12 protein-coding genes are annotated in these 12328 nt (G+C 68.6%); 11 read left to right on the top strand and 1 reads right to left on the bottom strand.

Annotated features, from left to right (window positions below; all coding sequences use genetic code 11):
- Window positions 1-169: 169 nt before the first annotated feature.
- From P7A99_RS06700 to P7A99_RS06735, 8 genes are all read left to right on the top strand, one after another.
- Complete coding sequence (locus tag P7A99_RS06700; RefSeq protein ID WP_277793134.1) at window positions 170-2578, top strand: TonB-dependent siderophore receptor; 2409 nt, start codon at window positions 170-172, stop codon at window positions 2576-2578.
- Complete coding sequence (locus P7A99_RS06705; RefSeq protein ID WP_347276685.1) at window positions 2548-3942, top strand: MFS transporter; 1395 nt, start codon at window positions 2548-2550, stop codon at window positions 3940-3942. Before P7A99_RS06700 ends, P7A99_RS06705 begins: the two co-directional genes overlap by 31 nt.
- A gap of 15 nt (window positions 3943-3957) precedes the next feature.
- Window positions 3958-5022: an LLM class flavin-dependent oxidoreductase gene (locus tag P7A99_RS06710; protein ID WP_277793136.1), complete on the top strand. Its 1065-nt coding sequence runs from the start codon at window positions 3958-3960 to the stop codon at window positions 5020-5022.
- Window positions 5019-5651, top strand: a complete 633-nt coding sequence (locus P7A99_RS06715; protein ID WP_277793137.1) for a cysteine hydrolase family protein — start codon at window positions 5019-5021, stop codon at window positions 5649-5651. Before P7A99_RS06710 ends, P7A99_RS06715 begins: the two co-directional genes overlap by 4 nt.
- On the top strand, window positions 5651-7036 hold the full coding sequence (locus P7A99_RS06720; protein WP_277793138.1) for a peptidase M20: 1386 nt from the start codon (window positions 5651-5653) through the stop codon (window positions 7034-7036). Before P7A99_RS06715 ends, P7A99_RS06720 begins: the two co-directional genes overlap by 1 nt.
- Window positions 7036-7530: a flavin reductase family protein gene (locus tag P7A99_RS06725; RefSeq protein WP_277793139.1), complete on the top strand. Its 495-nt coding sequence runs from the start codon at window positions 7036-7038 to the stop codon at window positions 7528-7530. The genes P7A99_RS06720 and P7A99_RS06725 overlap by 1 nt, the downstream gene beginning before the upstream one ends.
- A gap of 11 nt (window positions 7531-7541) precedes the next feature.
- Window positions 7542-8354 (top strand): TauD/TfdA dioxygenase family protein, encoded by an 813-nt coding sequence (locus tag P7A99_RS06730; RefSeq protein ID WP_277793140.1) that lies wholly within the window; start codon window positions 7542-7544, stop codon window positions 8352-8354.
- Between the two features lie 189 nt (window positions 8355-8543).
- Window positions 8544-8699 (top strand): hypothetical protein, encoded by a 156-nt coding sequence (locus P7A99_RS06735; protein WP_277793141.1) that lies wholly within the window; start codon window positions 8544-8546, stop codon window positions 8697-8699.
- Between the two features lie 3 nt (window positions 8700-8702).
- Here P7A99_RS06735 and P7A99_RS06740 read toward each other — a convergent pair whose 3' ends face one another.
- Entirely contained in the window at window positions 8703-9431 is a 729-nt protein-coding gene (locus tag P7A99_RS06740; RefSeq protein WP_277793142.1) for an enoyl-CoA hydratase/isomerase family protein, read from the bottom strand.
- A 299-nt stretch (window positions 9432-9730) separates the two neighbouring features.
- On the opposite strand from P7A99_RS06740, the gene ccrA reads away from it, so the two are divergent.
- The 3 genes from ccrA to P7A99_RS06755 all read left to right on the top strand — a co-directional run bounded on the left by ccrA (window position 9731) and on the right by P7A99_RS06755 (window position 12258).
- Entirely contained in the window at window positions 9731-11011 is a 1281-nt protein-coding gene (gene ccrA / locus P7A99_RS06745) for a crotonyl-CoA carboxylase/reductase (RefSeq protein WP_277793143.1), read from the top strand.
- A 95-nt stretch (window positions 11012-11106) separates the two neighbouring features.
- Complete coding sequence (locus P7A99_RS06750; RefSeq protein WP_101717057.1) at window positions 11107-11346, top strand: DUF2188 domain-containing protein; 240 nt, start codon at window positions 11107-11109, stop codon at window positions 11344-11346.
- 75 nt (window positions 11347-11421) lie between these two features.
- On the top strand, window positions 11422-12258 hold the full coding sequence (locus P7A99_RS06755; RefSeq protein WP_277793144.1) for an outer membrane protein: 837 nt from the start codon (window positions 11422-11424) through the stop codon (window positions 12256-12258).
- Window positions 12259-12328 lie beyond the last annotated feature (70 nt).

Genomic DNA, 12328 nt, shown 5'->3' on the forward strand with positions numbered 1-12328 from the left:
AAAGCCGCGCATGGCGGGACAAATCCTGGGCGTCTCGAACATTTTGAGTGAAATTACAGATGCCGCCCCGGACGCCGGGAACGGGGCGAGGCGATGGTTTCTGCAAGAGGCGTCGCTCTGGGGATAACCGCCGAGGGCGGGAGTGCGACGGCCTTGAACGAGGACCGTCATGTCGAACCAAGGAATGCTGCTCGCGGGCTGCTCGGCCGCCGTTCTGCTCGCCCTGGCCGGCGGCGCCCACGCGGCCGAGCCGGACCCCGTCGCCACCGCGCCGGACGCCGTCGACGAGATCGTGGTCCGGGCCCGCGACAAGGCCGGCCTGATCGAGAAGGAACCCAACAACACCGTCTTCGGCCTCGACAAGCCGCTGATCGAGACGCCGCGCTCGGCCAGTTTCGTGTCGGGCCTGACGCTGCAACGCTACGGCATCGAGAGCATCGACGGCCTGACCGCCGTCTCGCCCGGAACCTACACCGCCAGCTTCTACGGCGTGCCCGGCGCGCTCAACATTCGCGGCACCCTTGCCGAGAACTATTTCCGCGGCTTCAAGCGCATCGAGAACCGCGGCACCTACGCCACCCCGATCGGCGCGGCCGACCAGATCCAGATCGTGCGCGGCCCGCCGACCCCGATCTACGGCTCGGGCAAGGTCGGCGGCATGCTCAACTTCATCCCCAAGTCGGGGAAGGGCGAGGGCGGCTACCTGTCCGAGCCCGTGGGCGAGGTCACGGCCACCTACGGCAGCTACAACCGCAAGAACGCCACCGCCCAGATCGGCCTGCCGGTGAACCTCGGCGAGGTGGTCGGCGGCGTCCACGTCTATGGCGAGGTCGAGGACAGCCACAGCTATTACAAGGGGATCTATCCCCGCCGGCAGACCCTGCAGGCCTCGTCCGACTTCGACCTCGGCAACGGCTGGAGCACGGCGCTGGGCGGCATGGTCTATCGCTCGAAGGGCGACGTGCAGACGCCGGGCTGGAACCGTCTGACCCAGGACCTGATCGACAACGGGACCTACATCACCGGCCGCGACACCAGCCTGGTCGACGCCGACGGCAATGGCCGCCTGACCCCCAGCGAGATCGGCTTCTATCCGTACGCCAGCGCCATGTACCTGGCCTATTACGGCTTCCCGACCACCGACGCCAAGCACACGCTGGACACCGGCGTCGGCACGACCAAGCTGTCGCCGCGCACGGTCTACATCTCGGGCGCCGACTTCTCGAAGACGCAGACTAACACCCTCTATTTCGACGTCGCCAAGGAGCTGTCGCCCGACAGCTCGATCAAGCTGCAACTGTTCTACGACGCCCTGGAGAACAAGCGCTTCGTCTCCTACGGCTATCCGGCCTGGTTCGACAGCGACGTCTGGGAAGCCCGCCTGACCTGGAACTTCGCCAACGAGGCCTTCGATGGCCTGGTGAAGGCCAAGTCGTTCGTCGGCGCCTCCTACCGCAGCTTCGACGGCCGCCGGCGCGAGAGCTACAACAGCGGGCTGATCGCACTGGACCGCCGCGACATCGCCTTCGGCGCTACCCCCACCGACCTCATCGGCAGCCCCTTCAATCCGGGCGACGGCGTGCAGTGGGAGAACGACAACCGCTCGGAATGGAGCCAAGCGGGCCTCTTCTTCACCACCGACATCATGGTCGGCGAGAAGCTGAACCTGATGCTGGGCGGCCGCTACGACGACTACGACGTCACCTCGCACGACACGGGCTTCCTTTCGTACACCGTGGCCGGTGAGCAGAAGGCCTCGAAGGGCAAGGGGACCTACACCGCCAGCGCCACCTACAAGGCGCCGCTGGGCCTGATGCCCTACATCACCTACGCCAAGGCCAGCGCCCTGGAGATGAGCCAGGCCGGCGACATCGCGCCCGGCCTGGTGGCCGACGCCGGCGACGCCTGGCTGTCGGACGGCGACCTGGCCGAGGCGGGCGTGAAGTTCCAGTGGCTGCAGGGCACGCTTGTGGGTTCGCTGGCCGGCTATCGCCAGAACCGCACCCAGCTGACCGGCATCACCCAGACCCCGACCGGCACCCGCGCCAAGGGCGTCGAGCTGGAGGTCCGCTGGCTGGCCAGCGAGCACTTCAGCTTCACCTTCTCGGGCAACACCCAGCACACCACGGTGAAGGGCCCAGACACCTCGTTCCAGTACGTGCCGGTGCACACCGTCGGCGTCACGGGCGCCAACGGCTTCGGCGGCTCGTACGTGGTGTGGAGCTTCGACAGCGTCCGGCCGGGCGACTACGACTACACCCTGATCCCCAAGTCGGTGCTCAGCCTCTACGGGGCCTACACCTCCGACGCCTACGACTGGGGCAAGGTCGCCGCGACGCTCGGCGTGACCCGGGTGACCAAGACCTCGGGCACCGTGCCGGGCGCGGTGGTCTATCCGGACTACGCCGTGGCCAGCGGCTCGGTCGCCTACGAGTACGGGCCGTACACCGCCACGCTCAACGTCGATAACCTGCTGGACAAGCTCTACTTCACGCCGGTCGGCGACACCTACGCCAACCTGGCGGCCCTGCCGTCCAAGGGCCGCGAGTGGCGCGTGACCCTGTCCCGGAAGTTCTAGTTCCCCCTGCGGCGCGCTCGCTGCAACGGGCGCGCCGCTCCTTGTCCTGTTCTCCAAGGAGTCCTGCCATGTCGACCTCCCCCTGGCGTCCCTGGCTGATCCTGTCGGTCTTCGCCCTGCTGCTGTTCCTGATCACCGCCTCGACCTTCTCGTCGCTGGGCGTGGTGTTGCCGGCGATGATCAAGGAGCAGGGCTGGGGCTTTGGTCCGGCCTTCCTGGGCTTCACCCTGCTGGGCGCCTTCTGCGGCGGCTCGTCGTGGCTGCCGGCCCTGCTGATCCGCAAGCTCGGGGTGCGGCCGACCATAATCGCCGGCTCGGCGGTGATGGTGGCGGGCTTTTCCTGCCTGGCCGCGACGCCGGGGCTGACCGTCTACCTGGTCGGCACGGCCCTGCTGGGCGTCGGCTACCAGATGATGGCCCTGATCCCCGGCACCCACGTGCTCTCCATGCTGTTCAAGAAGCGCGCCCTGCCGTTCGGGATCTATTTCACCATCGGTTCGCTGGGCGGGGTCGTCGGACCGTGGATGGCGCTGTCGGGCATGGAGATCGCCGGCGGCGCCTGGCGGCCCTACTGGTGGATGCAGGCGGCCGCCTCGCTGGTCGTGGGCCTGCTGTGCACCGCCCTGGTGGGCGGCAAGGCCTGGCTGGCCGCCGCCGCCGCCGAGACCGACAAGGCCGTGGCGGAAGAGATCGAGAACGCGCCGGCGACCAGCAAGGTCTACCGCACCGCTGTCGACTGGACGGTGAAAGAGGCCGTCCGCACCCCGCAGTTCTGGGTGATCCTGGCGGCTTATTTCGCCCACCTGCTGGGCGGGGTCACCGCCGTCAGCCTGGCGCCGAGCCACTTCGGTGAGCTGGGCGTGCCGGCCACCATCGCCATCTCGGCGATCAGCCTCGAGGCGCTGATGCAGGTGGCCGCCCGCGCCGGCGGGGGCCTCGTCGGCGACCGCATCGATCCGCGCTGGCTGCTGGCGGGCGCGCAGGGGGTGATGGCCGTCGGCCTCCTGGCCCTGACCCACGCCACGACCTGGCCGGTGATGATGGTGTTCGCCGTCGGGGTGGGGATCGGCTTTGGCATGACCGTGCTGGCCGTCAGCATCCTGCTGCTCAATTACTATGGCCGGAAGAACAACCTCGAGCTCTTCTCGATGGTCTGCCTGGTCGGCGCCGTCTCGGCCCTGGGGCCGGTGATCGGCGGGCTGATGCGCGACCAGCTGGGCGGCTTCGCCCCCACCTTCCAGCTCTTCGCCGCGGTGATCGGCCTGATCTTCGTCGCGGCCCTCTTCATGCGCCCGCCGCGCAAGGCCACCGAGGCCGAGCCTGTCGGCGAGCCCGTTCCCAACCTGCTGCAAGACGCCGCCTAGCCGAGGATGCCCGCCATGTATCACAGCCCTTCCAAGCACAAGGACTTCGGGGTGTTCCTGCCGGTGGCCAACGGCGGCTGGATCATCTCCAAGACCACCCCCGTCCTCGACGGCCTCTATGCGACCAACAAGGCCGCGGCCGTGAAGGCCGACGAGGTCGGCATGGACTTCGTCATGTCGATGGGCAAGTTCCGCGGCTTCGGCGGCGAGACCGACCATTGGGGCACGGCCCTGGAGTCCGTCACCATGATGGCCGGCATCGCCGAGGCCACCAAGAACGTCCGCATCTGGGCCACCATCCACCCGCTGCTGCAGAACCCGGCCGTGGCGGCCAAGATGATCGCCACGCTCGACCACATCAGCGGCGGCCGCGCCGGCCTCAACATCGTGGCCGGCGCCTATCGCGGCGAGTTCGCCCAGATGGGGGCCTGGGACGACGCCCTGACCCACGACGACCGCTACGTCCTGACCGAGGAGTGGACGAAGATCGTCAAGCGCCTGTGGAGCGAGGACAGCGTCGATTTCGACGGCAAGTTCTTCACGATGAAGGACTGCCAGTCCAAGCCCAAGCCGCTCAGCAAGCCGCGTCCGGAACTGATCTGCGCGGGCATGAGCGATCGCGGCTTCCAGTTTTCGGTGCGCGAGGCCGATGTCTGCTTCATCGGCGGCCGCACGCCCGAAGAGCGCCGCGACGCCAGCCGCCGGGCCAAGATCGCCGCCGAGGGCATGGGCAAGACCATCAAGACCTACGCCATGTGCACCGTCGTCCACGCCGAGAGCGACGCCGGAGCCGAGGCGCTGGTCGAACGCTACAAGGGCGGGGCCGACATGGGCGCCATCCTGGCCATGCTGGAAAGCTGGGGCGTGCCGGCCGAGAAGCTGTCGACCGTCGCCGCCCAGCAGGGCGCCTTCATGACCCACACCGTGGTCGGCTCGCCCGCCACCTGCGCCGAGCAGGTGCAGGCCTTCGTCACCGACTGCGAGCTGGACGGGCTGATGCTGATCTTCCCCGACTACGTGGAAGGCCTCTCCATGTTCGGCTCGGAGATCCTGCCGGGCCTGCGCTCGGTGTTCTCGTGAGCGCGCTGCCGGCCTGGATCGCGCCGGGCCGCACGGCGCTGGCGGTGATCGACATCCAGGTCGACTTCGCCTCGCCCGACGGCCTGCTGGGCCAGTACGGCGTCGACATGGGCATGGCCGCACCCGCCGTGGACGCGGCCGGCCGCCTGGTCGAGGCGGCGCGTGCGGCGGGCGTCCCCGTCGTGTTCGTCGGCCTGTTCACGGCGCCGGAGACCGACAGCCCGTCGTGGAACGAGCGCATGCGGCGACGGGGCGGGGATCCCGACAGCGAGGCGGCCCTGTGCCGCGCCGGCCAGCCGGGTAGCGCCTTCTATGGACCCCAGCCGGCAGACGGCGAGCTGGTGGTGGCCAAGACCCGCTACAGCGCCTTTGTCGGCACGGACTTCGACGCCCGCCTGAAGGCCATGGGCGTCGACACGCTGGTCGTCTGCGGCCTGACCACCGAGTGCTGCGTGGCCGCCACCGCCGCCGACGCCTTCGACCTCGACTACCACGTCTTCGTCGCCGCCGACGCCTGCGCGGCCTACGAGCCCGACCTGCACGAGGTCGCTCTGAAGACGATGGGGCTCAACACCGCGATCCTCACCGACAGCGTCGAGGTCGCCAAAGCCTGGAAGGAGGCCGCGTGATGGCCGACGGGTTCGCCAACCTCGCGGGCGTCGCCGCCCCCTATGTCGTCACCGAAGCCGACCGCGCCGCCATCGCCGCCGCGATCAGCGAGAGCGAGATCGTCGAGCTGGCCCTGACCCTGGGCAACATCCCCGCGCCGTCTGGCAAGGAGCTGGAGGCCGCAAACTACGTCTATGACTGGATGGCGCGCGAGGGTTTCTCGCCGCGCAAGGTCGGAGCCACGCCCGAGCGTCCCAATGTCATCGGCACGCACGGCGGCAAGGGTGTGGGCAAGAACCTCCTCTTTACCGCCCACCTCGACACCGAGGCGCCGACCTGGAACCCGGATCTGGACGCCTACAAGTACAGCCCCGCCACCCTGGCCAATCCCGAGTGGGAGAAGTGCTGGCTGGAGGACGGCAAGCTCTATGGCTATCCGATCGCCAACGACCGCGGGCCGATGGCCTGTTTCCTGATCGCCGCCAAGGCGCTGAAGGCGGCCGGTTACGAGCTGGCCGGCAAGATGTACCTGACCGCCTGCCCCGGCGAGATCGGCCCCGAGCCGATCGAGGAGCACCGCGGCGTCGCCTACATGGGCAAGGACATCGGCGCCCATTACCTGTTCCACCACGGCGGGGTCGCCCCCGACTACGCCATCGCCGCCGAGGGTTGCGACTTCGGCCTGACCTGGGTGGGCTGCGGCTATGCGGTGTTCCGGATCACCGTCTGGGGCGAGGGGGTGTTCACCCCGCTGCTGTCTCACCCGGCCAGCGCCGAGGCGCACCCCAACCCGATCTACAAGCTGGGCAAGCTGACCGAGGCCATCCACGCCTGGAGTGGCCGGTGGGAGAAGGCCAGCCTCTACGAGAGCCCCGGCGGCGTGGCCCAGCCCAAGTCGCAGCTGTCCTCGGTGCGCGGCGGTATCCCGTACGCCTTCGGGGCCGGCACCGAGCGGGTGAACCTCTATCTGGAGGTGGGCCTCAACCCCCGCCAGCGCGTGGCCGACATCCAGCATTCGCTCGAAGCCATGGTCCGCGAGACCGGCATGACGGGGATCGAGATCGAACCGGTAGTCGTGCGCCACGGCTTCGAGGCCGACGCCGCCGAGGTGGCGCCGTTGGTCGGGGCGGTGGACGTCGCCACCCAGCTGTCGCTGGGCCATCCGGTGGCCCGCGCGGCCAGCGTCTATTCCAGCATGTGGCGCGACCACAACGTCTTCAACATGCACCGCATCCCGGCCATCACCACGGGCTTTTCCCGCTGGCGGCCGACGCCGAAGGACCTCGTGGACAGCGCCCTGGTCTACGCCCTGACGGCCCTGGCGGTCTGCGGCCGGGCCGAGACCGGGGATACGACCAACCGCGCCCCGCCGGTCTATGGCGACAACCCGTTCGGGGGTGAGTGATGGGCGCGGCCCAGGCCTTGGAGCTTCCCGACGTCGCCTTGTTCCGCAAGGCCATGGGCGGCTTCGCGGCCGGCGTTACGGTGGTGACCACGGCGCTGGACGGACGCCTGTCGGGCACGACGGTCAGCGCCTTCTCGTCGCTGTCGATGGACCCGCCGCTGGTGTTGGCCTGCCTCAAGCGCGGCAGCCGCACCCTGGCCGCCGTCAGCGAGGCGGGCGTCTTCTGCGTCAACATCCTGGCCGCCGACCAGGGCGAGCTGGCCTACGCCTTCGCCAAGTCGGGCTGCGACGAGCGCTTCGCCCTGGCGGCGCTGGAGCCCGGCGCGACCGCCGCCCCAGTGCTGGCCGGCTGCGTGGCGGTGGTCGAGTGCGAGCTTCACGCCGCCCACGACGGCGGCGACCACGAGATCCTCGTCGGCCGGGTCGTCTCGGTCCGCATCGACGAGTCCAGGCCGCCGCTCGTCTATGTGCGCGGCCAGTTCCTGAAATCCTGAGAGAGTCCGCGATGGCGTACGACGTTCTGGAAGTGAAGCCGATGACCCGCCGGATCGGCGCCGAGGTGTTCGGCGTCGACCTGGGCCAGCCGCTGTCGAACCGGCAGTTCGAGGAGCTGCACCAGGCCCTGACGCAATACCAGGTACTGTTCTTCCGCGACCAGGAAATGACCCACGACGCCCACAAGGCGCTGGGCCGCAAGTTCGGGCCGCTGGCGATCCATTCGGGCGTGCCGGGCCTGGCCGACCATCCCGAGGTGGTGGCCATCCACGCCGACGAGAATTCCAAATTCGTGGCCGGCGAGAGCTGGCATTCGGACCTGACCTGCGATCCCGAGCCGCCGCTGGGCAGCATACTGCACATGCCGATCGTGCCCGACGACGGCGGCGACACCGTCTTCGCCAGCATGTACGCGGCCTACGACACCCTGTCGGACCGGATGAAGGCCTATCTGGAGGGCCTCACCGCCGTCCACGACGCCAACCCGATCTACAAGGCGCTCTTCCCGGACATCGACCGGCAGTACAACCGCACCGCCCACCCAGTGGTGCGCACCCATCCGGTCAGCGGCAGGAAGAGCCTGTTCGTCAACCCGTCCTACACCACCCATATCGTCGGCCTGCCCAAGGCCGAGAGCGCGGCGATCCTTTCCTACCTCTACCACCACGCCGGTAACCCGGACTTCCAGGTGCGCTTCCGTTGGCGGCCCAATTCGGTGGCCTTCTGGGACAACCGCTGCACCTGGCACCAGGCGATCTGGGACTATTTCCCCGACGTGCGCTCGGGCTTCCGGGTGACGATCGCCGGCGATCGGCCGGTTTGAGGAATAAAGATGCTCCCCCTGAAGGGGGAGCTGTCGCGGAGCGACTGAGGGGGAAGGCGGTCAGCTTCAGCTGAGGCTGAAAACGTCCCCCCTCCGGCCCTTCGGGCCACCTCCCCCCAGGGGGAGGATCTTGTTGACCCGGCCGTCGGTCTCGTCGTTGATGCACGCCTGGGTTTCAAGGGGCTTTCGATGACGAAAAAGGGTGGCGTGGGCTTTGTCCTGGGCGTGTGCGGCGGGATCATCTTCGGCGCGCTGATCGACAACATGGCCATCGGCCTGATCCTGGGCTTCGCGGTCGGCTTCGGTCTCCTGAAGTTCGGCGGCGGCAAGAAGACCTCCGAATAGCGCCTACCGCCGACGGAAGTCGGCCGTGCGCTTGCCCATGAAGGCGGCGATGGCCTCCTGGTGGTCGCCGCTGGCGATCAGGGCCGGCAGTTCCTCTTCCACATAGGCCTTGCCGTCGACCACTCGCTTGGTGGCCTCGACGGCCAGGGGCGCGCGCGACGAGATCGCCTCGGCCAGCTTCATGGCCTCGCGCAGCAGCGTGCCGGGCGTGTGCACCGCCGCGACGATCCCGTCGAACAGCGCCCGCGCGGCGTCGAACTGGGCGCCGGTCAGCAGGTGAGCCTTGGCCCGCGCGGCGCCGATCAGGCGGGGCAGGCGCGTGGCCGAGGCCACCAGGCCGATGTTCACGCCCGAGGCGGCGAAGGTCGCCCGATCGCTGGCCAGGCGGATGTCGCAGGCGAGCGCCAGCTCCAGCCCGCCGCCGAAGCACCAGCCGTCGACGGCGGCGATGGTCGGCACCCGCAGGGCCTCGACCCAGTCCATCAGCCGGTTGAAGTCTTCCACCGCCGCCAGGGCGCCGTCGCCGCGTACGGCGGCCTCGCGCAGATCATCGCCCGCGCAGAACACCCCGCCGCGCCCGGTCAGCACCACGGCGCGGACGTCGTCGTCGGTGGCGATCTCGTCCAGCGCCTTCACCAGTTGGGCGCGCAGGGCCAGGCCCAGCGCATTGGCCGGCGGGGCGTCCAGCTCCAGCAGGATGATCGAGCCGGTGGGGCGCGAAACGTGAAGCATCGGGGGGATCGTCTGCGTCATGGCGCCAACCTCGCCCGACGCGCCGCGAATGGGAAGCGCGCAACCTGCGGGACGGCGGATCGTTTCATTCGCAACCATGTTGCGACGCACAAGGATTCCGCTTGCCAGATCGGAAGCCTTGTCTCAGCCTCGCCCGTACCGGCCTGCCGAGCGTGGCCGGAGAACACGATAAGAACGACGGTCCGGCGGCGCATTTCTTCCTGGCGTCGCACCGTACCGCGGAGCGCAAACAGCCACTACGGCGTTCATGTTGCAGCGCCGAAGAGCCGGGGAGTGACATGACGACCGCGACCCTCGAGACCACCGCGTCTCCCGTCAAGGACCTGTACGAGATCGGCGAGATCCCGCCGCCGTTCCATGTGCCCAAGTCGATGTACGCCTGGACGATCCGCAAGGAGCGCCACGGCCCGCCGGGCTCGGCCATGCAGGTCGAGGTGGTGCCCACCTGGGAGATCGGCGAGGACGAGGTGCTGGTCCTCGTGATGGCCGCCGGCGTCAACTACAACGGCATTTGGGCCGCCTTGGGCGAGCCGATCAGCCCGCTCGACGGCCACAAGCATCCCTTCCACATCGCCGGTTCCGACGCCTCGGGCATCGTCTGGGCGGTGGGCGCCAAGGTGAAGCGCTGGAAGCTGGGCGACGAGGTCGTCATCCACTGCAATCAGGACGACGGCGACGACGAGGAGTGCAACGGCGGCGACCCGATGTATTCGTCCAGCCAGCGCATCTGGGGCTACGAGACGCCGGACGGCAGCTTCGCCCAGTTCTGCCGGGTGCAGTCGCGCCAGCTGATGCCCAGGCCCCGGCACCTGACCTGGGAAGAGGCCGCCTGCTACACCCTGACCCTGGCCACCGCCTATCGCATGCTGTTCGGCCACAAGCCGCATGAGCTCAAGCCCGGCCAGAACGTGCTGGTTTGGGGCGCTTCGGGAGGGCTCGGCGTCTTCGCCGTGCAGCTGGCCGCCGTCGCGGGGGCCAATGCGATCGGCGTGGTCAGCGACGACGACAAGCGCGAGTTCGTGCTGTCGATGGGCGCCAAGGCGGTGCTGAACCGCAAGGAGTTCAACTGCTGGGGCCAGCTGCCCAAGGTCAACGGCCCCGAGTTCGCCGACTACATGAAGGAGAGCCGCAAGTTCGGCAAAGCCATCTGGCAGATCACCGGCAACCGCGACGTCGACCTGGTGTTCGAGCACCCAGGGGAATCGACCTTCCCGGTCAGCGTGTTCGTCGTGAAGCGCGGCGGCATGGTCGCCATCTGCGCCGGCACCAGCGGCTTCAACCTGACCATGGACGCCCGCTTCCTGTGGATGCGCCAGAAGCGGGTTCAGGGGTCGCACTTCGCCAACCTGATGCAGGCCAGCGCCGCCAACCAGCTGGTCATCGACCGCCGCGTCGATCCCTGCCTGTCGGAAGTGTTCCCCTGGGACCAGATCCCCGCCGCCCACGAGAAGATGCTGGCCAACCAGCACCTGCCTGGAAACATGGGCGTGCTGGTCTGCGCCCAGCGGCCGGGCCTGCGCACCTTCGAGGAGGTGCAGGAGCTGAGCGGCGAGGGGTGAGCGCATGGAAACGGGGGAACGCAGCGCCTGCATGCAAGACGCCGGCCCGGAACCAGGGCCTCTTCCCTTCAGTTTCGAGACCGAAGGAGTGCGCCATGACCGACATCACCTACACCATCGTCGAGCACGACGGCGGCTGGGCCTACAAGCTGGGCGCGGTCTTCTCGGAGACCTATCCCACCCATGACGCCGCCCTGGCCGCCGCCAAGCGCGTGGCCGGCGAGCAGAAGGTGGCGGGCGATACGGTCGGCATCACCTATGAGGACGACCGCGGCCAGTGGCGCGAAGAGCTGTCCGACGGCCACGACCGTCCGACCACCCACGTGAAGGGCTGAGGCTCTTCGCATCCGAGAACGATGTTCTCTCGTAGCTCCCTTCGGCGGCGCCTCGCCGTCGCAGGGAGGACGACGATGACCAAGACCTTCAAGGCCGTGGCCCTGGCGCTTGTCGCCAGCGCCGCCTGCGCTGGCGTGGCGCAGGCCCAAGGCATGGCCGGCGAGTGGAGCGGGCCCTATGTCGGGGCGCTGTTCGGCTACGCCAAGACGGCCGACAACACCGGCGAACAGGTGGTGTTCGACAAGAATCTCGACGGTCAGTACGGCGACACCGTCACCACGGCGGCCGGGGCCAATGCATTCTCTCCAGGGTTCTGCGACGGGTTCGCCAAGGGGCCGACTCCGGCCGGCGGCTGCGTCGGCGATGATGACAACGGCTGGGAAATCGGGCTGCGCGGCGGCTACGACTGGCAGTTCGGCAGTTTCGTGATCGGCGGCGTGGCCGAGATCGAGCGCCTGCGGCTTCAGGACGACGTCACGGCCTTTTCGACGACGCCGGCCTTCTACAGTTTCGATCGAAAGCTGAAGTCGCTGGCCGCCCTGCGCGTTCGCGGCGGCTACGCCATGGGCCCCTATCTTGCCTACGCGACGGGCGGCGTGGCGCGGGGTGATCTGGAGCACGCCTTCCGCAGCAGCAACACGGTCAACACCTTCGTGCCCGACACGGATGACAAGGCCGACGGGTACCAGGCGGGCCTCGGGCTCGAGCGGCAACTGGACGGGCGCGTGCGGCTGGGACTGGAGTATCTGTATACGCGCCTTGAGGACGACAGCGGCCCCGTGCGGGTGCAGGGGCCGGCGCCGGCCACCAATCCGTTCATCCTGACCAATGCGGCCGGCACCGACATGCAGCGCGGCGAAGACCTGATCGAGGTCCACAGCGTGCGCATGACCGCCAGCTATCGCTTCTGATCGATCAATCCCTATTTCGATCCATCACGTATCGAAATAGGGATTGGCAACCTCGCCGCCCCGTCGCACA

It is taken from the genome of Caulobacter endophyticus (assembly GCF_029543245.1).
In the GTDB taxonomy this organism is placed as follows: Bacteria; Pseudomonadota; Alphaproteobacteria; order Caulobacterales; family Caulobacteraceae; genus Caulobacter; species Caulobacter endophyticus_A.

Bases quoted from the DNA above. Each gene is read 5' to 3' on its own strand.
- P7A99_RS06700 (WP_277793134.1), top strand. From the start codon at position 170: ATGTCGAACCAAGGAATGCTGCTCGCGGGCTGCTCGGCCGCCGTTCTG.
- P7A99_RS06710 (WP_277793136.1), top strand. From the start codon at position 3,958: ATGTATCACAGCCCTTCCAAGCACAAGGACTTCGGGGTGTTCCTGCCG.
- P7A99_RS06720 (WP_277793138.1), top strand. From the start codon at position 5,651: ATGGCCGACGGGTTCGCCAACCTCGCGGGCGTCGCCGCCCCCTATGTC.
- P7A99_RS06725 (WP_277793139.1), top strand. From the start codon at position 7,036: ATGGGCGCGGCCCAGGCCTTGGAGCTTCCCGACGTCGCCTTGTTCCGC.
- P7A99_RS06730 (WP_277793140.1), top strand. From the start codon at position 7,542: ATGGCGTACGACGTTCTGGAAGTGAAGCCGATGACCCGCCGGATCGGC.
- P7A99_RS06735 (WP_277793141.1), top strand. From the start codon at position 8,544: ATGACGAAAAAGGGTGGCGTGGGCTTTGTCCTGGGCGTGTGCGGCGGG.
- P7A99_RS06740 (WP_277793142.1), bottom strand. From the start codon at position 9,431: ATGCTTCACGTTTCGCGCCCCACCGGCTCGATCATCCTGCTGGAGCTG.
- ccrA (WP_277793143.1), top strand. From the start codon at position 9,731: ATGACGACCGCGACCCTCGAGACCACCGCGTCTCCCGTCAAGGACCTG.
- P7A99_RS06750 (WP_101717057.1), top strand. From the start codon at position 11,107: ATGACCGACATCACCTACACCATCGTCGAGCACGACGGCGGCTGGGCC.
- P7A99_RS06755 (WP_277793144.1), top strand. From the start codon at position 11,422: ATGACCAAGACCTTCAAGGCCGTGGCCCTGGCGCTTGTCGCCAGCGCC.